Source organism: Streptomyces davaonensis JCM 4913, from assembly GCF_000349325.1.
Classification (GTDB): Bacteria; Actinomycetota; Actinomycetes; order Streptomycetales; family Streptomycetaceae; genus Streptomyces; species Streptomyces davaonensis.
The window spans coordinates 887,822-904,899 of record NC_020504.1; the positions used below are offsets into that span (position 1 = coordinate 887,822).

General features: G+C 71.9%; 20 protein-coding genes. 8 read left to right on the forward strand and 12 right to left on the reverse strand.

Translation table 11 applies throughout. The annotated features are described in order from the left end of the window. The first annotated feature begins 199 nt into the window (after positions 1–199). Entirely contained in the window at positions 200–1,165 is a 966-nt protein-coding gene (locus BN159_RS03900) for an alpha/beta hydrolase (protein WP_015655599.1), read from the forward strand. 74 nt (positions 1,166–1,239) lie between these two features. Here the strand turns inward: BN159_RS03900 and argG are convergent, their stop codons facing one another. Beyond that, positions 1,240–2,685: an argininosuccinate synthase gene (argG, locus tag BN159_RS03905; protein WP_015655600.1), complete on the reverse strand. Its 1,446-nt coding sequence runs from the start codon at positions 2,683–2,685 to the stop codon at positions 1,240–1,242. Positions 2,686–2,840: 155 nt separating this feature from the next. Here argG and BN159_RS03910 point away from each other — a divergent pair, with 155 nt between their 5' ends. The 3 genes from BN159_RS03910 (at position 2,841) to BN159_RS03920 (ending at position 6,299) form a co-directional block, all read left to right on the forward strand. Then, positions 2,841–3,671 (forward strand): MHYT domain-containing protein, encoded by an 831-nt coding sequence (locus BN159_RS03910; protein ID WP_015655601.1) that lies wholly within the window; start codon positions 2,841–2,843, stop codon positions 3,669–3,671. A 20-nt stretch (positions 3,672–3,691) separates the two neighbouring features. Beyond that, positions 3,692–5,194: a metallophosphoesterase family protein gene (locus BN159_RS03915; protein WP_041818802.1), complete on the forward strand. Its 1,503-nt coding sequence runs from the start codon at positions 3,692–3,694 to the stop codon at positions 5,192–5,194. A 67-nt stretch (positions 5,195–5,261) separates the two neighbouring features. Beyond that, positions 5,262–6,299 (forward strand): LLM class flavin-dependent oxidoreductase, encoded by a 1,038-nt coding sequence (locus BN159_RS03920; RefSeq protein ID WP_015655603.1) that lies wholly within the window; start codon positions 5,262–5,264, stop codon positions 6,297–6,299. A gap of 7 nt (positions 6,300–6,306) precedes the next feature. On the opposite strand, the gene BN159_RS03925 is transcribed toward BN159_RS03920, so the two are convergent. From BN159_RS03925 to BN159_RS03935, 3 genes are all read right to left on the reverse strand, one after another. Further along, positions 6,307–6,543 carry a hypothetical protein gene (locus BN159_RS03925; protein WP_015655604.1) on the reverse strand — a complete coding sequence of 79 codons (237 nt, stop codon included), beginning with the start codon at positions 6,541–6,543 and terminating at the stop codon, positions 6,307–6,309. 236 nt (positions 6,544–6,779) lie between these two features. Then, complete coding sequence (locus BN159_RS03930) at positions 6,780–7,979, reverse strand: MFS transporter (RefSeq protein WP_015655605.1); 1,200 nt, start codon at positions 7,977–7,979, stop codon at positions 6,780–6,782. Continuing rightward, positions 7,976–8,548 (reverse strand): Chromate resistance protein ChrB, encoded by a 573-nt coding sequence (locus BN159_RS03935; RefSeq protein ID WP_015655606.1) that lies wholly within the window; start codon positions 8,546–8,548, stop codon positions 7,976–7,978. Before BN159_RS03935 ends, BN159_RS03930 begins: the two co-directional genes overlap by 4 nt. A 110-nt stretch (positions 8,549–8,658) precedes the next feature. Here BN159_RS03935 and BN159_RS03940 point away from each other — a divergent pair, with 110 nt between their 5' ends. Further along, entirely contained in the window at positions 8,659–8,931 is a 273-nt protein-coding gene (locus BN159_RS03940) for a hypothetical protein (RefSeq protein ID WP_015655607.1), read from the forward strand. 10 nt (positions 8,932–8,941) lie between these two features. Here the strand turns inward: BN159_RS03940 and BN159_RS03945 are convergent, their stop codons facing one another. Further along, entirely contained in the window at positions 8,942–9,421 is a 480-nt protein-coding gene (locus BN159_RS03945) for a DUF5990 family protein (RefSeq protein ID WP_015655608.1), read from the reverse strand. Positions 9,422–9,585: 164 nt separating this feature from the next. On the opposite strand from BN159_RS03945, the gene BN159_RS03950 reads away from it, so the two are divergent. After that, positions 9,586–10,038 carry a DUF5707 domain-containing protein gene (locus tag BN159_RS03950; protein ID WP_015655609.1) on the forward strand — a complete coding sequence of 151 codons (453 nt, stop codon included), beginning with the start codon at positions 9,586–9,588 and terminating at the stop codon, positions 10,036–10,038. Positions 10,039–10,095: 57 nt separating this feature from the next. Then, complete coding sequence (locus tag BN159_RS03955; RefSeq protein WP_015655610.1) at positions 10,096–10,329, forward strand: hypothetical protein; 234 nt, start codon at positions 10,096–10,098, stop codon at positions 10,327–10,329. Between the two features lie 21 nt (positions 10,330–10,350). On the opposite strand, the gene BN159_RS03960 is transcribed toward BN159_RS03955, so the two are convergent. Beyond that, a complete protein-coding gene (locus tag BN159_RS03960; protein WP_015655611.1) occupies positions 10,351–10,902 on the reverse strand; it encodes a YciI family protein in 552 nt (183 codons plus the stop codon). A 167-nt stretch (positions 10,903–11,069) separates the two neighbouring features. Between BN159_RS03960 and BN159_RS03965 the strand changes: the two genes are divergently transcribed. Further along, on the forward strand, positions 11,070–11,522 hold the full coding sequence (locus tag BN159_RS03965; protein WP_015655612.1) for a hypothetical protein: 453 nt from the start codon (positions 11,070–11,072) through the stop codon (positions 11,520–11,522). Here BN159_RS03965 and BN159_RS03970 read toward each other — a convergent pair whose 3' ends face one another. The 6 genes from BN159_RS03970 to BN159_RS03995 form a co-directional block, all read right to left on the reverse strand. Continuing rightward, a complete protein-coding gene (locus tag BN159_RS03970) occupies positions 11,523–11,993 on the reverse strand; it encodes a DUF6174 domain-containing protein (RefSeq protein ID WP_015655613.1) in 471 nt (156 codons plus the stop codon). An 85-nt stretch (positions 11,994–12,078) separates the two neighbouring features. Further along, positions 12,079–12,798: a DUF1775 domain-containing protein gene (locus BN159_RS03975; protein ID WP_015655614.1), complete on the reverse strand. Its 720-nt coding sequence runs from the start codon at positions 12,796–12,798 to the stop codon at positions 12,079–12,081. A gap of 49 nt (positions 12,799–12,847) precedes the next feature. Further along, positions 12,848–13,381, reverse strand: coding sequence for a hypothetical protein (locus tag BN159_RS44720; protein WP_051113467.1), 534 nt, complete (start codon positions 13,379–13,381; stop codon positions 12,848–12,850). A 112-nt stretch (positions 13,382–13,493) separates the two neighbouring features. Next, a complete protein-coding gene (locus tag BN159_RS03985; RefSeq protein ID WP_157901073.1) occupies positions 13,494–14,411 on the reverse strand; it encodes a hypothetical protein in 918 nt (305 codons plus the stop codon). A gap of 54 nt (positions 14,412–14,465) precedes the next feature. After that, positions 14,466–15,506, reverse strand: a complete 1,041-nt coding sequence (locus tag BN159_RS03990) for an ABC transporter ATP-binding protein (protein WP_015655617.1) — start codon at positions 15,504–15,506, stop codon at positions 14,466–14,468. Beyond that, a complete protein-coding gene (locus BN159_RS03995) occupies positions 15,503–17,074 on the reverse strand; it encodes an ABC transporter permease (protein ID WP_015655618.1) in 1,572 nt (523 codons plus the stop codon). The genes BN159_RS03990 and BN159_RS03995 overlap by 4 nt, the downstream gene beginning before the upstream one ends. Positions 17,075–17,078 lie beyond the last annotated feature (4 nt).

The following is a 17,078-nucleotide window of genomic DNA, read 5'->3' on the forward strand; positions in this document are numbered from 1 at the left end:
GCCTGCCGAAGCCCGTCGGGACGCGTCCACGATACCCAGCGGTGGCCGGTCGGCCGAGGTCCGGGCAGGGTGGGGAGTCCATGCACTGTCGGAAGGCCGCCAGTGCACTGAGGGACAATCCGCGCCACCTCCCCATCCATAGCGTGGTGGCGTCCCGCCGGAGAGGCCGGCGTGGCCCTGCGAGACCCGGGAGTCAGACATGTCCGACGCCGTCGAGCCGGTTCAGCCGGTGCTGGAGCCGGCGGCCGCCGCTTTCGCCGAGGCGACCGCGAACCCGCCGTACCTCTTCGAGCTGCCGCCGTCCGAGGGCCGCAAGGCGGTCGACGAGGTGCAGGCCGGTCAGATCGACAAGCCCGCCGTCGACGAGGAGTGGGTCACCGTCTCCGGCGGTCCGACCGGCAGCGTCCGGGCCCGGATCGTCCGGCCCGCCGGCGCCGAGGGCCCGCTGCCGGTGATCCTCTACATCCATGGCGCGGGCTGGGTGTTCGGCAACGCCCACACCCACGACCGGCTGGTGCGCGAACTGGCCGTCGGCACCGGTGCCGCCGTGGTCTTCCCGGAGTACGACCTCTCCCCCGAGGCGCGCTACCCGGTGGCCATCGAGCAGAACTACACGGTGGCGAAGTGGGTCGTGGACCAGGGCGCCGCCCAGAGCCTGGACGGGTCCCGGCTGGCCGTGGCCGGTGACTCGGTCGGCGGCAACATGTCCGCCGCGCTGACGCTGATGGCCAAGCAGCGCGGAGACCTGCCGCTGGTCCAGCAGGTGCTGTTCTACCCGGTGACCGACGCCGCGTTCGACACCCCCTCGTACCGGCAGTTCGCTGAGGGCTACTTCCTGCGCCGGGACGGCATGCAGTGGTTCTGGGACCAGTACACGACCGAGGAGTCCGAGCGCGCACAGATCACCGCCTCACCGCTGCGCGCCACCACCGAGCAGCTCACCGGGCTGCCCCCGGCGCTGGTGATCACCGGTGAGGCCGATGTGCTGCGGGACGAGGGCGAGGCGTACGCCAACAAGCTCCGCGAGGCCGGGGTCGCCGTCACCTCCGTGCGCTTCCAGGGCATCATCCACGACTTCGTGATGCTCGACGCCCTGCGCGAGACGCACGCCGCCGAGGCCGCCATCACCCTCGCGATCGGCACCCTGCGCAGCGCGCTCTCCTGACGCCACGCACAGCACAGCGCGGGAGGGCTCCCGTTCCGGGGAGTCCCTCCCGCGCTGTGTGCGCACCGTCACCGTCAGTCGGTGCCGAACTCCATGGCCGCGCTGTCCAGCAGCTCCTCGTCGCTGTCGGGGCCCTTGCCGACCGAGGCGATGGCCTCGGCGCCGCCCTCGGTCAGCGCGCCGATCAGGCTGGTGGTCCCGGCGTGCTCGACCGCCGCCGCGGGCGTGGCGCCGACCATGCCGAGCCCGGCGTACAGCTCCAGCTTGGTGCGGGAGTCGGCGATGTCGAGGTTGCGCATGGTGAGCTGGCCGATCCGGTCCACCGGACCGAACGCCGCGTCCTCGGTGCGCTCCATGGACAGCTTGTCCGGGTGGTAGCTGAAGGTCGGGCCCGTGGTGTCGAGGATCGAGTAGTCCTCGCCGCGCCGCAGTCGCAGCGTCACCTCGCCGGTGACGGCCTGGCCGACCCAGCGCTGGAGCGACTCGCGGATCATCAGGGCCTGCGGGTCCAGCCAGCGGCCCTCGTACATGAGCCGGCCGAGGCGACGGCCCTCGTTGTGGTACTGGGCGAGGGTGTCCTCGTTGTGGATCGCGTTGACCAGGCGCTCGTAGGCCGCGTGCAGGAGGGCCATGCCGGGCGCCTCGTAGATGCCGCGGCTCTTGGCCTCGATGATCCGGTTCTCGATCTGGTCCGACATGCCGAGGCCGTGCCGGCCGCCGATGGCGTTGGCCTCCATCACCAGGTCGACGGCGGAGGCGAACTCCTTGCCGTTGATGGTGACCGGGCGGCCCTGCTCGAAGCCGATCGTGACGTCCTCGGCGGCGATCTCGACCGAGGGGTCCCAGAACCGGACGCCCATGATCGGCTGTACGGTCTCCAGGCTGGTGTCCAGGTGCTCCAGGGTCTTCGCCTCGTGCGTGGCGCCCCAGATGTTGGCGTCGGTGGAGTACGCCTTCTCCGTCGAGTCCCGGTAGGGCAGCTCATGGGCGAGCAGCCACTCCGACATCTCCTTGCGGCCGCCGAGCTCGGTGACGAAGTCCGCGTCGAGCCAGGGCTTGTAGATCCGCAGGTGCGGGTTGGCGAGCAGGCCGTAGCGGTAGAACCGCTCGATGTCGTTGCCCTTGAAGGTCGAGCCGTCGCCCCAGATCTGGACGTCGTCCTCCATCATCGCCCGCACCAGCATGGTGCCGGTGACCGCGCGGCCCAGGGGCGTGGTGTTGAAGTACGCCCGCCCGCCCGAGCGGATGTGGAACGCGCCGCAGGTGAGCGCGGCGAGGCCCTCCTCGACCAGCGCCGCGCGGCAGTCGACCAGGCGCGCGATCTCGGCGCCGTAGGTCTTCGCGCGACCGGGCACCGACGCGATGTCGGGCTCGTCGTACTGGCCGATGTCGGCGGTGTACGTGCAGGGCACGGCACCCTTGTCGCGCATCCAGGCGACCGCTACCGAGGTGTCGAGGCCCCCGGAGAAGGCGATCCCGACGCGCGAGCCGACGGGGAGGGAGGTAAGCACTTTGGACATACGCAGAAGTATGCACGATGACGCATGAACATGCAATGCCGACCGCATGAACCCAGTGTGGGTACCCGACAGGCCGCCCTGAAGGCTTGCTCCACAGGGCCCTCACCACGTAAACCTTGCTCGACAATCAGCCATGGCTCGGGGGGAGTTGGCGCATGGAAGGCACGGTCGACGGGTTCCGCTACGGGGCGGTGACCCCTGTGGCGGCCTATGTGATGGCGTGCCTTGGCGGGGCGCTGGGGCTGCGCTGCATCGTCCGGTCGCTGATCAACGAAGGGTCCTGGAAGCCCGGCTGGCTGGCGCTGGGCGCCACCTCGATCGGCTGCGGCATCTGGACCATGCACTTCATCGCGATGATCGGCTTCCAGGTCGAGGAGACCCGGATCCGCTACGACGCCTCACTGACGGTCCTCAGCCTGATCGTGGCGATCGTGGTGGTCGGCGTGGGGGTCTTCATCGTGGGCTATCGCGGCGCGGGCAGGTCCTCGCTGACCCTCGCTGGTGTGATCACCGGGCTCGGGGTCGCTGCCATGCACTACCTCGGCATGGCGGCGATGCAGCTCAATGGGGACCTCCGGTACAACGCGCTCACCGTCCACCTCTCCATCCTGATCGCCATCGCCGCCGCGACCGCCGCGCTGTGGGCGGCCGTGTCGGTGCGGGGCTTCCTGATGAGCCTCGGCGCGAGCCTGGTGATGGGCGTGGCCGTGTCCGGGATGCACTACACCGGCATGGCCGCCGTGGACGTCCATCTGCACAGCGCGACGACCGGCGGCTCCTGGTCGGGCGACTCGCCCATGTCCCTGCTGCTCCCCATGCTGATCGGCCCGATCGTGTTCCTGCTGCTGGCGGGCGTGGTGGTGATGTTCGATCCGCTGCTGGTCCTCGGCGACGACGAAGGCGGGCGCCCGGCCGAACGACCCGAGACACCCCGGCTCGGGAACCGGGAGACCGTCAAGGGCGGTCCGCCGCAAGGGCGTTCGTAGATCATTGTTACGGTTCACCGGTGTCTGACTCTTCACGCGATACCGCCGAAGGCGCCGGCTGGGGAACCGCGGAACGCGGTGCGTACCGGCGGCTGATGCCCGCCGAGGTCCAGAAGATCTCCTGGCTGGACCCGAGAATGCTGTGGGCTGCCCGCAACGGCGTGCTGGCCTCCTGGTTCGGGGACCCGACCGGCCGCACGCGCAGCCGCTGGGTGGCGCAGCTGGCCGCGGCCGGGGCACCCGCCGACAAGGTGATCCGGCGCACCGACCCCGACCGCTTCTCCTTCCTGGTCATCGGGGACACCGGGGAGGGCGACGAGCCCCAGTACGCCGTGGTGCCGGGGCTGTTGGAGGCGGGCCGGGACACCAGCTTCGCGGTGCTCGCCAGTGACGTCATCTACCCGGTGGGCAGCGCGGACGACTACGGCGCGAAGTTCTTCCGGCCCTACCAGGACTACCCGGCACCGATCTACGCGATACCCGGCAACCACGACTGGTACGAGGACCTCGGCGCGTTCATGCGCGTCTTCTGCGACGACGCCCCGCCCCTGGAGCCCGAGCCGAGGCCGCGCCCGCTGACCCGGGCCTGGCTGCGCGCCCTGCTGTGGCACCGGGCTCGCCGCACGGACGGCCGACACCTGGACGAGGCCCGGAAGTTGCGCTCCGCCCCGGCCCAACAGGCGGTCCAGCCGGGCCCGTACTGGGCCGTCGACGCCGGACCGGTCCGGATCATAGGCATCGACACGGGCCTGCTCGGCACCCTCGACGCCGAACAGGGCGCCTGGCTGCGCGAGGTCTCCCGCGACCCACGCCCGAAGATCCTGATCACGGGCTCACCGCTGTACGTGGACGGCGAGCACCACCCCTGCGAGATCGAGGGCGGCGGCACGGTCGACGACATCGTCCGCGATCCGGCGCACCGCTATGTGGCGGCGATAGGCGGCGACATCCACAACTACCAGCGCTACCCGGTCAAGGTGGACGACCGCACGATCCAGTACGTCGTCTCGGGCGGCGGCGGCGCGTTCATGCACGCCACGCACACCATCCCCCGGGTCGACGTGGCGAACGTGACCGAGAAGGACTTCCGCTGCTACCCCCTGCGCGGCGACTCCCTCGCCTTCTACAGCAGGCTGTACGGCCGCCGCCTGCGCCTGCGCCGCTTCTTCGCGCTCTCCGAGGCCGAAGCGGCGGGGGTGGTCGCCGAGCGGCTGGGCATCCCGCTGACCAGGGCCCAGCATGCGACCGCCCGGATCACCCGCCGTACCCGTCTGGTGGCGAGCCTGCTCGGCGCGGGCCGCCGCCCGGACCGCACCGCCCGCTTCCGCCTCCCGGTGCGCAAGATCTACACCTCCCTCTTCTCCCCCGGCTCGGCGACCTACAGCCCGCCGTTCTTCAAGTGCTTCCTGCGCGTGGACGTCTCCCCGGAGTCGGTCCGGCTGCGCTGTTACGCCGCGACGGGGAACCGGGCACAGGAGATCGAGCCACCGGTGGAGGACGAAGTGACGATTCCCCTGGTCTGAGCGGAACACCCCGGCCCCGGGCGCGGTTGGCACGGAGGGTGCACTGATTGAACCTTGGAGGATCTCAATGCCGTCGACCTCGCGTCCACTGCGCAGGCTGGGCTTCCTGACCATAGGGCTGTTCGACGAGAGCGATCCGCGCCTCGGCCATGAGTCCACGCTCGGCCTCATCCAACTGGGCGAGCAGCTCGGCTTCGACAGCGCCTGGGTCCGCCACCGCCATCTCCAGTACGGCATCTCCTCCCCCGTCGCCCTGCTGGCGGCGGCCACGCAGCGCACTCGCCGGATCGAGCTCGGCACCGCGGTCATCCCGCTCGGCTGGGAGAACCCGCTGCGCCTGGCCGAGGACCTGGCCACGGTCGACATCCTGTCGGGCGGCCGCCTGAACCCGGGCGTGAGCGTGGGCCCGCCGATGCACTACGACCGCGTCAAGGAGGCGCTGTACCCCGACACGGCTCAGGCGGAGGACTTCGGCTACGAACGGGTGCGCCGCCTGCTGGACTTCGTGCGCGGTGAAGCCGCCACCGACTTCGACGGAACCGAGGGCTTCGAGGTCTTCTCCGACCGCGTCCAGCCGCACTCCCCCGGCCTCGGCAGCCGCCTGTGGTACGGCGGCGGCAGCCTCGGCTCGGCCCGGTGGGCGGGCGAGCACGGCATGAACTTCCTGACGAGCAGCGTGGTGAAGGCGGAGGGGTTGGAGGGGGCGGCGGAGCCGGAGGACTTCGCGGACATCCAGCTCTCCCACATCCGGGCCTTCCGCGCGGCTCACCCGGACGGCGAGAAGGCGCGGGTCTCCCAGGGTCTGGTGGTCGTCCCCACCGACTCGGCCACGCCCGAACAGCGCGCCAAGTACGAGGAGTACGCGCTCAAGCGCACCCCTCGCACGCTCTCCCCCCAGGGTCCGGCCCGCCTGATGTTCGCCCCGGACATCGTCGGCACCAGCGCGGAGATAGCGGACCGCCTCCACGACCATGCCGCGTTCCGAGAGGTGGACGAGGTGGCGTTCGCCCTCCCCTTCACCTTCGACCACGAGGACTACGTCCAGATCCTGACGGACATGGCCACGAAGCTGGGACCGGAACTGGGCTGGCAGCCGTCCGCGTGACGGCCCGTCACAAGGCCGCGCGAATCTCCGCCGCCGGAAAGGGAGTTCGCTTGCTCCGGGTGAGCAGGCGCTGATGGAAGTCGCCCAGGACGACGGCGTGCGCGGCGTGGCGGTCGAGGAGCGCGGCGATACCCTCGAAGTCACGGCTCAGGGCATGTCCGAGGTCGGCGAAGAACACGTCGTGGCCGTCGGTGAGAAGGCTGCCGAAGTGGGCGTCGAAGTAAATCAGCCCCCGCTCGCTCATGAACCGCGTCCCCCGGCGCAGGGCATCGTCCACCCACGCATACGCCGCCGCCGACCCCACGGTCTCCCAGACGGCGAGCGCTCAGGAGTGACAGCCGCGCGCCCACGGTCGCGTACGTGGACACCCTCGCGGAAGTCCCGACCCGCTCGCTGATCATTGCGTGTACCTCCGCAGGGACCGTAGCCGCCCGCGCCTGTCGGTGCTGCTCGATTTCCGCGCGGACGGCCGGCAGCGTCTCAGTCCTTCGGCTCCGCTCCCACCAGCGCGCCGTCCCGGCGCACGACGGCCAGGGCAGCCCCGGCCGCGGCGATGACCGCCAGGGCCGCGAAGCCGTAGGTCAGGGTCGTGACCGTGGCGACTCCGGCGACCAGGAGGGGGCCTCCGGCATCGCCGAGTTCGCGGCCCAGTTCGGCCGCGCCCATGGTCTGGCCCATACGTTCCTCAGCGGTGCTGGTGGCGAGGGCGGCGAAGCCGAGCGGGGTGATGAGGCCGGTGCCGGCGCCGATCAGGACGGCGGAGAGGAGTACGCCGGTCAGGCCGGGCAGCGTGGCGCAGGCCAGGCCCGCGGCGGTGATCGCCAGACCGGCCGCCAGGCCCGTGCCGGTCGTCAACCTGCCGTTGTCCAGGGCGCGTCCGGCGTACGGCTGCACCACGGCCGCCGTTGCCGCGAGGGCCGAGACGGCCGCTCCCGTGGCGATGGTGCCGAGTCCGGCCACGGCGCCGGAGACCGGCAGGAAGCCGACGCCGACGGAGAGGGCGGCGGTCGCGGCGGCGAGGGCGGCGGTGGGGCCGAGGAAGACGGGGTCGGCCAGTCGGCGGGCGAGGTCCACCAGGGTCTGGCGCTGCTTCGGCAGCGGCGGTACCACCGGTACGGCCGCCATCGCCCACAGCGCGACCGCGGCGCCGAGCACCGCGAGCACCGTGAACAGCAGGCGCAGGCCCCCGGCCCACACGAGCAGTCCGCCCAGGAGGGGGCCGAGGGTGTAGCCGATGGACTTGTAGAAGCCGTAACTGCCGAAGGCCCGGCCGCGTCTGGCCGCCGGGTTGAGGCGGGCCACCAGTGCGGACGCGGACGGGGAGAAGGCCGAGGCGGCGGCGCCTTGGCCCAGGCGCGCGGCCCAGAGCCAGCCCGGGCTGTCGGCGACGGCGTACAGCGCCGAGGCAACGGCGAAGGCGACCAGGCCGCCGAGGAGGACCGGCTTGGCGCCGATCCGGTCGGCGAGGGTGCCGAAGACCGGCTTGAGGACGACCTCGGCGCCGTCGTAGAGGGCGAGGAGTCCGCCGAGGACGAGCAGTGAGGTGACGGCGTCGTCGGAGAAGCCGCCGAGGTTCGCGGCGATGCCGTGCGCGCCGAAGGCGGTCGTGAACCCGGCGGCGTACAAGGGCCACATGGTGCGAGCGGGCGCCACCTGTGCCGTGGGCCCCGGGGTGGTCATCGGTGGTCCTCCGGGGTGCCGTGCAGGACCGCGAAGACGCGTTCCGCGTAGTCCTCGCAGACGGACACGCAGGTGGTGAGGCGGGCCGCCGCCTCGGCGGCCTCCGGTGCGCCGAACACGTCCCGGGCGGTCAGGTCCCGGTGCCAGCGGCGCAGCCGCTCCAACGACTGCTCCTCCTCTTCCAGTTCGGCGAGGGTGAACTTGGCCTTGCCGATCTCCTTGGCGATCTCCGCCTCGAACTTGCCGCAGTCGGCCAGGAATTCGGTCCAGTCCGCCGAGCGCGCGGCGTTGAACATCTCCCGGAAGCGGGCGGCATCCTCGGAGCTGCGACCCGCCGCGCTGAGTGTCACGGCCGTACCGCCCGACTTCTCCGTCAGCTCCAGAGCGCGGGACACCCCTTCCGCGAAGACCTGGACGTCGGGCACGGCCCACACGCCCTGCCCGAGGGAGAGCGCGCCGATCCGGCGCAGCTCACGCCAGACGGCGACCCGATGGCGGGACGGTTCGGCGGGAATCTTCATCACCAGGACGAGCCAGCGCGCATCCGGTTCCGTGGTCGACACAGCCACGAATGTAGCAGGGGTTACACAGACTCCTGTGACGCTCCGAACCTCGGCGTATCCCCGCAGGCCAGGGCGCTCGCCGCGCGCTACACGCCCGCGCTTCTTACGATCGCGGAGTGGCACATTCCTTCGAGGAGCTGATCGAGAAGCAGCGCGCCGCCGACCAGGCGCACCGTCGGGTCGAGGGACTGCGTGCGCAGTACGGACCACCGGCTCAGGTCGGCGGCTGGTCCCAGACGCAGACACAGACCTACGAGACCGCGTGGCGCGCCTGGCGCGACCTCGCCCGGGACGCCCACACCTCCGTCACGGAGTACGCCAAGGAGCAGGGCGCGTCGCTCGGGGCGGTCGAGGCCGAGGTGGCACAGGCGGTGCGGCACAGCGCGTAGGAGCACCCGCTCAGCCGGACGGCGTCCGCTCTTCTCGCTCGGCGGTCCAGGTGACCCGCGGGGGCACCACCCGCGCGCACAGCGGCATCCCATGGGCATCGGTCAGGCCCAGGCGCCCCACCAGCAGCCCAGCCCGGGCCGCGGCCTCCAGAATCCCGGCGGGAACGGCGTCGAGCATGAGCTTCGCGCGGCGGAACATCGTGAAGGTGCCGTTCTCGTCGACCGAACCCCAGGACAGGTAGACGAACCGTTCTCCTGGGCGGCCCTGCACGTAAGGGCCCCGCACATCGATCCCGGTCGCCGAGGCGGGCGTATCGCATTCCAGCGTCCAGGACGCGGACGCCGCGTCGCCCGGCTGGGGATCCAGCAGGTCGGCCGGCCGGTCACGCCGCTGCACGGCGACATGGATGTCGCGGTACTCCGCCTCCGCACCGTCCGGGGCGGGGCAGGTGCGTCCGGGCAGGTCGACGGCGTCGATGCGAATCTGCATGGGGTCATCATCCCCACCACCGGCGAACCGTGGGTACGCGTGCTCCTGGTGATCTGAGTACGAGTGCTCAGGTCCGGCGTGCCCTGGCACCGCAAAGATCGATGCAGCGGCGCAGCCGAACGCGTCGGCTCCTTCCCAGCTGAGACAGTTACGGAGAACTCGCCATGTCCCGACGTATCGCCCTGTCCGTGGCCGCCGGTGTCGTCGTCCTCGGAGGCGCCGGAGCCTTCGCCCTCGCCTACGCCGGGGACCAGCCCCCCGCTCTGTCGGAGAGCAAGGCCCGCTACACCGCGCCCGACGGCGACCGGGACGGCTCGTTCACCTTCACCACCGAGGTCACCGCCTCCTCCGGCATCGAGAGCGTGAAGGTGCTGGCCTGGCCCGGCGACTCCGCGCTCGCCAAGGAGGAGCCGACCGCGAAGGAGATGGCCGCGGTGGAGTCCGCCGCGTGCACGGCCGCCGGCGCAGAGACCGTGCGCTGCACCTACACCGCCGCGGTAAGCGACGCAGACGCCGCGTCGTCCCCGCGCGGTCCCTGGCATGTTGCCGTGCTGGCCACCGACAAGGACGGCACCACGACCCTCGAAACGAAGGTGGCGGGCTTCACCGTCGACTGACCCGAACCCCCGTGTAGCCTCACGGTTTCCGCCTTGAACTCGAAGAGGAGCAGACCCATGACATCGGACGGCGCACGGTCGAGGATCACGGTCGACGGTGAGGAGTTCGAGGTCGTGCAGCCGTACGACAGCCCGGGGACGTACCAGCTCACCTGGGTGTCCGGGCCCGATCCGCAGTATGGGTTCGGATTCCGCACGCATCCCCCGGAGCCGGTCGGCCAGGCCGAACTCGAAGAGGCCGTTCGGGACTTCCTCTCTCAGGTCGACCCGGCCACCGGGTACATCGAATAGCGCCGGACGGGGGCGGCGGCCCTACTCCCGGCCGCCGAACGCCCAGTCGTGGACCTCGATGCCGGCATACCGGTCCTCGGTGAGGACGGCGCGTGCCGCGTCCGGGTCGGGGGCCCTGAGCAGTGCCGCGGTGCCGAGCCAGGTGGTGCCGTCGTCGGCCAGCAGAGGCCCATAGGCGATCAGTTCGTCCTGGTGGGACGCCGGCACGGTCAGGTCGGCAGGCCGGCCTGAGCCGAAGCCGAGCACGAGGAACCGGTCGCCTTCCGTGCGGCCGCCGGGGAAGTCCCACATCGTGCGTCCGAGCAGGTTGCGCCATCTGCGCAGCAGCACGTCCCGGTACACGCCCGCCTGGTAGTTGGGCTCGTCGAAGGCGAATGCGCGGGCCGTGGCGGCGTCGGGCAGATCGAGGATGTGCACACTGCCGGTCGGGGTGTCGCCGTCCGCCGCGAAAGTGGGCCCCCGGGCGATCATCTCGGCGGCGTACTGATCCATGTAGGACCAGTGCGCTTCGAGCAGTTCCTCACGCAGGCCGAGGGAGTCCGGTCGGTCGCGGTGGTAGCAGAAGTACTCCATGGACACGGAGCCTTCCCCACGGCGGGCGGGGCCTCAACCGACTTTGGGCATGTCCTTGCGGAAAGCGGCGCACAGCGCCTCGACGTCATCGGCTGCGCTGCTGTGAACAATCCTGGGTCCGCATCCGTACTCCCACCGACGGCAACGACCTATGGGCAGGGGGACATGTGGGCCGAGTGAGAGGCGGGGTCATCGTCGGGTGTCTGGCGGTCGCCCCACTCCTCGTCACGGGGTGCGGTGGCGGTGGCGCTGCCGACGAATCGGCCGGGGCTCCCAAGTCGGCCAAGGTGTCCGCCGCCCCGTCCGCCGGGGTCGTCGCTCCGGCCAAGGTCGAGGTGATCGCGGGTCTGACGGGCTGCAAGGCCAAGATCCGCATCGACGCGGACGAGCTGCGTCAGGGCCTGTGCCATACGAAGCAGGCCGACTACCTCATCACCACGTTCCCCGAGGAGGAGCTCAAGCAGACCTGGCTGGACTCGGCCGCCGTCTACGGCGGCACCTACCTGGTCGGCACCCGCTGGGTCCTCAGCGCGAAGCCCGAACTGCTCGGCTCCTTCCGCGAGAAGCTCGGCGGCACGATCCAGGAGCTCCAGGGAATCGGGCCAAGTCCACAGTCGTAGCTACTTGTCGGCCGGTTCGTACTCGGTGAGGACGTACAGGGCCTCGTCGTCGATCGCGTCCTCCAGCCAGTCCAGGGTGATCCTCTCCGGGTGGCCGTCGGCGGCGTAGTCGGCCTCCGCCTTGTCCGCGTTCTCCTCGCGGGCCTGGTCGAGTTCGGCCAGCAGGGCGCCGATGGTCGGTACTTGATCGGGGGACTGCTCGACCAGTCGGCGGGCGCTGTCGTCCAGGCCGACCGCCTTGGTCACCTCGCCGTTCTTGACCGTGATGCGGAACTTGCCGATCAGGGAGCGTTCGCCCTCGGTCGACTCCAGCGTGTACGTGTACGCGGCGGGTTCCTTCCAGGCCGCGCTGCTCGGCGTCGTACCGGCGTTCGCCCCGTCCTCATTGCCGCAGGCGACCGTGGTGGACAGGAGGGCCGCGCCGAGAACGGCGGCGGCAAGAGCGCGGGCACGCACGGGTGCGTGGGTCATGTGATCTGGTCCCTTCGACACGGTTACTGCTACGACGCCGGGCGGCGGCGGAACGTTCGGGCCGAAGGGACCGGTCACTCGCCGATCAGTCGCGCGCCGCGCGCCGCCTGGTCAGCCACCAGGCGCCGGCGCCGAGGACGAGCACCGCGACGACCGCTCCTCCCGCGATCAGGCCCGTCGAGGAGTCGTCGTCCTCATCCGACGCTGTGTCGGCGGCCTGCGGAGTCGAGGTCGGCGTCGGTGCCGTGGACGCGGTGGCCGACGGGGTCGGTGTCGCGCTGGGCGTCGGGCTCTCGGTGATCGGGGTGGCGCCGGGAGCCGCCGCGCTCAGCTTCAGCAGCGGTGCCGGCTGCTCCAGTTCCGTTCCGCCGTCGGGCAGTTCGATCCATCGGGAGACCTCGCCGTCGCTGTAGGTCTCCACCGTCTTGAAGGCGATCTCCTTCGCGTCGGGCAGTTGACGGACCGTGATCTTGTGGATCGCGTCGACGCCGGGCTTCAACGCGGGCCCTGCCAGGGAGTATCCGTCGTTCGTGGCCTTCAGCTCCCAGCCCTTCGGGGCCTCGTCGAGCTTCACGTCGTCCGGCGCGATGCCCTTGGGCAGGACGACGCGCAGTTCCTTGAAGCCCGCGCTGTCGGACTCGGCCTCCGAGGTGAAGGTCAGGGTGACGTTCTCCGCCAGGGCCTGGGCCGTGTCGGCCTCGACTTCCGCGTGGGCGGCGGCCGCTGAGACCGACGTGAGGGTGGCGGCAATGGCAGCGGCGGCTACGAGAGCGGCACGGCCTGCCTTGTTCCGGTGCGTGCGCATGGAGCGCTCCTTGCTGGTGACGGCTGGTGGGCCAGCCGGGTATGGGGGGTCATCGCGGAACGGCGTGTCCCGGCGGCCCCCTGCGCACCAGCGCATGCTCCAACACACGTGCCCTCGCGGGGACCGCGAAGGCAGGCGCGAGACGTACGGCGGCGGGCGGCGCCGGAATTCCCCGCGGCGCCACCGGAGTTGTCATCCCCGCCAGCACCGCGGCGGCACACCGCCGTACCGCACGTGCCGTGTCCAGTGCCGCGTCCGCCCGCCACAGCAGCCAGGCCGCCGCCGTCGCGGCCAACAGGTGGGCCGCCGTCATGCCGGGGGCATGACCGACTGCGGTGTGTACGTGATGCGTGCCGCCCCGCAATCCGGTCAGGGCGGTGTGCAGGATCGCCTGCGCGGTGAGGGTGCACCCCATCACCAACGGCAGGGACAGGGAGCGGCAGCGCGCCGCCGGGAGGGCCAGGGCGAACTGAACCAGCGCGCCCACCGCCACCAGCTCCCAGGGAACAGGGCCGTCGGCGAGCGAATGATGCCCCAGCACGGCGAGCACATGCCCGACGAGGGCGAACAGCCCCGCGCGCACGCAGACTTCGGCCCGACCGGGACGACCGCCCCGGCCGAAGGCCCCCGAACTCACCGCCTCATCCGGCACAGTCGCCCATCATCCCCTCAACTGCCCCTCGCAGGCGATCCGTTCACCAGTGCTCACCGCGGGGCGGATGCGTCGGAAGACCCAGTCCCGTGAGCCACAGCTCGCCGTGGTCGCCCGCGCTGATGTCGAGGGCCCGTAGCTCGTCCACGCAGGTGGCCTTGCGGGCACGGCACTCGGCGATGGCGAGTTCGGCGATCAGGCGGGGCGCGTCCTCGTCCGTCTCCGGCAGCCTGGTACGCCACCATTGGTGCTCGTCCTGGATGCGCCAGCCGCGCTCACGCATCTGCGCCTGCCGTTCCCCGGTCTGCTCGGCGCCCCGGTCGTCGATGGCGACGGCCAGTTCCTGGCCCTCGTCGTCCGGCGAGTACGACACGATCATGCTGCGGCCCCAGTCGCGGGCGGTCCACAACTTGAAGCCGATCCAGTCCCCCGGGGACTGCACGGGATAGTGCTCCACCCAGGAGGCGAGCATCAGCTCAAGGCCCGTGACCGCGTGCTCCCAACCGCTCACGACGATCGTGCCGTTGTACGTCCATGACGTGGCGAAGCCGGGGCCCTTGCGGTCGAGCTGCCACAGGTAGGGCAGCGCGTCGAAGGCGTGCGGCTCGCCCTTCTCCCCCGGATGCGTGCGGTCGAAGGTCTGCCACTCGGCGCGCTCGAACTCGTCGGCGTCGTACGCCGTCAGCACGGCCTGGTCGTGGTCGCCTGACAGCTGGAGGATCCGCTCCCGGGTGCACCAGCGCACCCGCGGTCCCGCGACGCCACCGCCGAGGAGAGTGGGCGCGCCGATGCGTCCCACGATCTCCTCGTACACCGGGCGCAGGGCCTCGCGGCGGGCGACGCGACCGGCGTCTGCCGGGTAGGTCAGGACGGGGACCGGGTCCGTGGCGAGGCTCCCGGAGAAGAGGGCCTGCGCGAGGTCACCGGCCGTCGGAGCGGGGTCGGTTGTGCTGCTGGTCATGGCGGCCATCGTCGCAGACGCCCGGGCAGGCCCCGGTTCAGGGACGGGGTCCGCTCAAGGATGCAGCACCGCCTCCCCGTTGACGCGGATCCCGGTCCGTTCCCCAGGTCGTACGGCGACCGGCCCCGCCGCGCGGATGTCCACCGGATCCGCCAGTCCCTCGACCGTCACGGTGATCATCGCGTCGTGGCCGTAGAAGCGGACGTCGGTGACGGTGCCGTGGGCCACGGCGGAGGCGGGCTCGGCCAGTTGGAGTTGTTCCGGGCGCAGCAGCACCGTGCCGGTGCCGGGGCCCGTGTCCTCGGCGAGCGGGACCGGGCCGAGGGCGGTTTCAGCGGTGCCGTTGGTCCGGGCGGTGGCGGGCAGGAGGACGGCGTCGCCGACGAAGCCCGCGACCCACGGGTCGGCCGGGCGGCGGTAGAGCTGTTGCGGGGTGTCGCACTGGGCGACGCGGCCCTCGCGGACGACCGCCACGACGTCGGCCGTGGACAGGGCCTCCTGCTGGTCGTGGGTGACCAGGACCGCGGTGGCACCACTGTGGCTCAGGGCCGCGCGGACATCGGCGCGGACGCCCGAACGCAGGGCGCTGTCGAGGGCGTTGAAGGGCTCGTCCAGCAGGACCAGCGCCGGGCGGGGCGCCAAGGCGCGGGCAAGGGCGACGCGTTGCTGCTGGCCGCCGGAGAGCTCATGGGGCATGCGCTCGCCGTAGCCGGACAGGCCCACCAGCTCCAGCATCTCGTCCGTACGGCGGCGGCGCTCGGCGCGGTCCACGCCCTTGAGTCCGAAGGCGACGTTCCGGTCGACCCTCAAGTGCGGGAACAGCGCGCCCTCCTGGGGCACGATGCCGATGCGGCGGCGCTCGGGCGGCACCTGGACTCCCGGTCCGGACAGGACGTGTTCGCCGAGGGTGACGCTGCCCGCGTCGGCGCGCAGGAAGCCCGCGATGATCCGCAGCAGTGTGGTCTTGCCGCAGCCCGAGGGGCCGAGCACGGCGGCCAGGGCGCCGCCGGGGACGGTGAGTTCGAGGCCGTCGAGGACCGGCGGGCCCTCGGCGCCGTAGGACTTGGTCAGTTTCTCGATGCGCAGGTCGCTCATGTGCGGTGCCTCCCGAGGAGGTAGGAGGGGATGGCGGCCAGCAGGATCAGGGCGGCTGCGTAGGGGGCCGCCGCGGCGTAGGAGGCGGTGCCGGTCTCGGTCCACAGGCGGGTGGCGAGGGTGTCCATGCCGGTGGGGCGGAGCAGGAGGGTGGCGGGGAGTTCCTTCATGCAGACCACGAAGGTCAGCGCGGCGCCCGCCGCGACGCCGGGTGCCGCCAGGGGCACGGTGACCTCGCGCAGGACCTGCCAGGGCCGGCGGCCCAGGGAGCGGGCCACGTCCTCCAGGACGGGCGGGGCCTGGAGGACGGCGGCGCGGGTGGCGGCGACCGCGACGGGCAGGAACAGCACCGCGTACGCGGCCACCAGCAGCGGGAGTTCCTGGTACACGGGGTGGGCATAGCGCACCGCGAAGAAGACCAGGGACAGGGCGACAGTGATGCCGGGCAGGGCGTGGCCCGCGTAGGCGGCCTGTTCCAGCAGATGGGCGGTGCGGCCCCGGTGGCGGGCCGCGATCACGCCGATGGGCACGGCGAGCACGGTGGTCAGCGCGGCGCCGGCGGCGGCGACGCCGAGGGTGGTGGTGGCGGTCTCGGTGAGGCGGGCGGGGTCCCAGGTCGCGGAGTTGCCGACGGCGAGCCAGTAGCCGAGCGTGGCGAGCGGGAAGGCGACGGCGGCGGCCGTGACGGCGGCGCACCAACCGAGCGCCGGGGTCGTCCACTTGCCCAGCCGGGTGGGGTCCGCGGGGCGGGCGGTGCCGGTGCCGGTGCGGGCGTACCCGGCGCGGCCCCGGGTACGTGCCTCGGCGGCGACCAGGGCCACGGTGAGCACTACGAGGACGACGCTCAGCGCGGCGGCCGGGGTCCGGTCGAAGGACGACCGGTAGGAGGTGTAGATGCCGCGGGTGAAGGTGTCGTACCGCATCAGTGAGACCGCGCCGAAGTCGGAGAGCACGTACAGGGCCACCAGGACCGCTCCGCCCGCGGCGGCGGGGCGCAGTTGCGGGAGGGTGACGCGCCAGAAGGTGCGCAGGGGGCCGAGGCCGAGGGAGCGGGCGGCCTCCTCCTGGGCGGGGTCGGTGCGGCGCAGGGCCGCGGCGACGGGCAGATGGACGTACGGGAAGCTCACCAGGGTCAGGGAGAGGGCCGCGCCCGTGAACCCGGTGAGCTCCGGGACCGCCGACAGCCAGGCGAAGGCGGCGACGTAGCTCGGCACGGCGAGCGGCAGGGTGACCAGTACGGCCCAGCCGCGGGCCCACGGCAGGTTCGTCCGGGTGGTCAGCCAGGCCAGGGAGATGCCGAGGACCACAGAGGCCGTGACGACGACCGCCGCCAGCGCGACGCTGTGGCCGAGCAGTTCGGCGGCGCGGTCAGTGGTGACGATGTCCCAGGCGTAGCCCGGCCCGTGTTCCAGGGCGCGGACGCAGAGGTAGACCAGGGGCAGCAGCGCGAAGGCCGCGGCCACCGCAGCCGGCAAGGCCAGCGTCCACGGGATCCGCCCGGCCCGCCGGAGCCGTGCGGCCGGGCGAGGGCCGGGGTCCTTCCTCGCCGACGGTTGCGTCGTCACCATGACC

Bases quoted from the DNA above. Each gene is read 5' to 3' on its own strand.
- BN159_RS03900 (WP_015655599.1), top strand. From the start codon at position 200: ATGTCCGACGCCGTCGAGCCGGTTCAGCCGGTGCTGGAGCCGGCGGCC.
- argG (WP_015655600.1), bottom strand. From the start codon at position 2,685: ATGTCCAAAGTGCTTACCTCCCTCCCCGTCGGCTCGCGCGTCGGGATC.
- BN159_RS03910 (WP_015655601.1), top strand. From the start codon at position 2,841: ATGGAAGGCACGGTCGACGGGTTCCGCTACGGGGCGGTGACCCCTGTG.
- BN159_RS03920 (WP_015655603.1), top strand. From the start codon at position 5,262: ATGCCGTCGACCTCGCGTCCACTGCGCAGGCTGGGCTTCCTGACCATA.
- BN159_RS03925 (WP_015655604.1), bottom strand. From the start codon at position 6,543: ATGAGCGAGCGGGGGCTGATTTACTTCGACGCCCACTTCGGCAGCCTT.
- BN159_RS03930 (WP_015655605.1), bottom strand. From the start codon at position 7,979: ATGACCACCCCGGGGCCCACGGCACAGGTGGCGCCCGCTCGCACCATG.
- BN159_RS03945 (WP_015655608.1), bottom strand. From the start codon at position 9,421: ATGCAGATTCGCATCGACGCCGTCGACCTGCCCGGACGCACCTGCCCC.
- BN159_RS03950 (WP_015655609.1), top strand. From the start codon at position 9,586: ATGTCCCGACGTATCGCCCTGTCCGTGGCCGCCGGTGTCGTCGTCCTC.
- BN159_RS03955 (WP_015655610.1), top strand. From the start codon at position 10,096: ATGACATCGGACGGCGCACGGTCGAGGATCACGGTCGACGGTGAGGAG.
- BN159_RS03960 (WP_015655611.1), bottom strand. From the start codon at position 10,902: ATGGAGTACTTCTGCTACCACCGCGACCGACCGGACTCCCTCGGCCTG.
- BN159_RS03970 (WP_015655613.1), bottom strand. From the start codon at position 11,993: ATGACCCACGCACCCGTGCGTGCCCGCGCTCTTGCCGCCGCCGTTCTC.
- BN159_RS03975 (WP_015655614.1), bottom strand. From the start codon at position 12,798: ATGCGCACGCACCGGAACAAGGCAGGCCGTGCCGCTCTCGTAGCCGCC.
- BN159_RS03985 (WP_157901073.1), bottom strand. From the start codon at position 14,411: ATGACCAGCAGCACAACCGACCCCGCTCCGACGGCCGGTGACCTCGCG.
- BN159_RS03990 (WP_015655617.1), bottom strand. From the start codon at position 15,506: ATGAGCGACCTGCGCATCGAGAAACTGACCAAGTCCTACGGCGCCGAG.
- BN159_RS03995 (WP_015655618.1), bottom strand. From the start codon at position 17,074: ATGGTGACGACGCAACCGTCGGCGAGGAAGGACCCCGGCCCTCGCCCG.